General features: G+C 59.1%; 1 protein-coding gene and 1 pseudogene. One reads left to right on the top strand and one right to left on the bottom strand.

What is annotated here, in order from left to right; translation table 11 throughout:
* Positions 1 to 134 precede the first annotated feature (134 nt).
* Positions 135 to 335, top strand: a pseudogene (locus tag EOB49_RS34220) (SMC-Scp complex subunit ScpB); the annotation flags it as partial.
* Positions 336 to 496: 161 nt separating this feature from the next.
* On the opposite strand, the gene EOB49_RS36745 reads toward EOB49_RS34220, so the two are convergent.
* Positions 497 to 733 (bottom strand): hypothetical protein, encoded by a 237-nt coding sequence (locus EOB49_RS36745; protein WP_063169293.1) that lies wholly within the window; start codon positions 731 to 733, stop codon positions 497 to 499.
* Positions 734 to 904 lie beyond the last annotated feature (171 nt).

The raw sequence follows: 904 nt of genomic DNA, 5'->3' as shown, positions 1-904 counted from the left end.
CTGTGAGTTTCAGCCGCCAGCTGGAAGCAGCGGAGTTCTGAGGAGAAGGGTGGGGGGCCCAAGCCCTGCCGCAATCTTGGCCTGCACCGTCCCCTTGATTGTTGTGGGTCAACGTCTGCCTGCCCGCTGAATTTGGCACGCCTTACACCTACGTCACGACCAAGACCTTCCTGTTGCACTTCGGCCTCGACACACTGCGGGATTTGCCCGATTTCGAGGCGATTGAGGTTGCCGCGCTGCTCAGCAAGGAGAAGCTGCTGGCGGGCGATACTCCCATCGGGCTGGTGAGTGGTGGAGGAGGTGAGGAGCGACACTCCAAGGCCAGGACGGGCTAGCGCAGCAGATACATGGAAGTAATCGCTTGATATGAGCGGTTGAGAGTCGAATCAGGGAACTATGCGATCACTATCGATAAGAGGTGGCAATATCGATCGTGATTGTATCGGGCCACTCTACGGCGAAGGAGGCGGCAACTTGTGTCTCCGACCCGAAACGATTACCTTGCGGCCATTATGAGCAAGCATTTGGCATCCGTCTTGACGACGTGAACGCGCCCTGCAGCGTACAGCTGGACGACGCGGCGCTGGCCGATTGCTTTGCGGATCTCGATTTGGCCAAGCAGCATCCCGCTCATGTCAGCGCCTTTCTCGGCGAGGTCCCTCTCGCCCAGCAAGTCGAGTTCGCAACCGCGCACCACATTCGCGGTCGACGAGATGAAGGCTTTTGCCGCCAAGTTCTCTGCCTGGTCCGGCGAAAGCTATCCGCTCGCCGCATAATGGCTGGACATGATAGCCGACGCCCGTCCGAATGGCGGCGGCTTTTTCGTATTATATCGACCTGATCGACAAGATGCGGCGGAACAGGGGTCCACGTGCGATGCGGCCAAAGCGGATCCAGCTCTCGA

The sequence above is a fragment of the Mesorhizobium sp. M7A.F.Ca.MR.148.00.0.0 genome, assembly GCF_003997735.1.
GTDB lineage: Bacteria > Pseudomonadota > Alphaproteobacteria > Rhizobiales > Rhizobiaceae > Mesorhizobium.
Note: the sequence above shows the minus strand (reverse complement) of the source record. Positions and strands in the feature narration are given on the sequence as shown.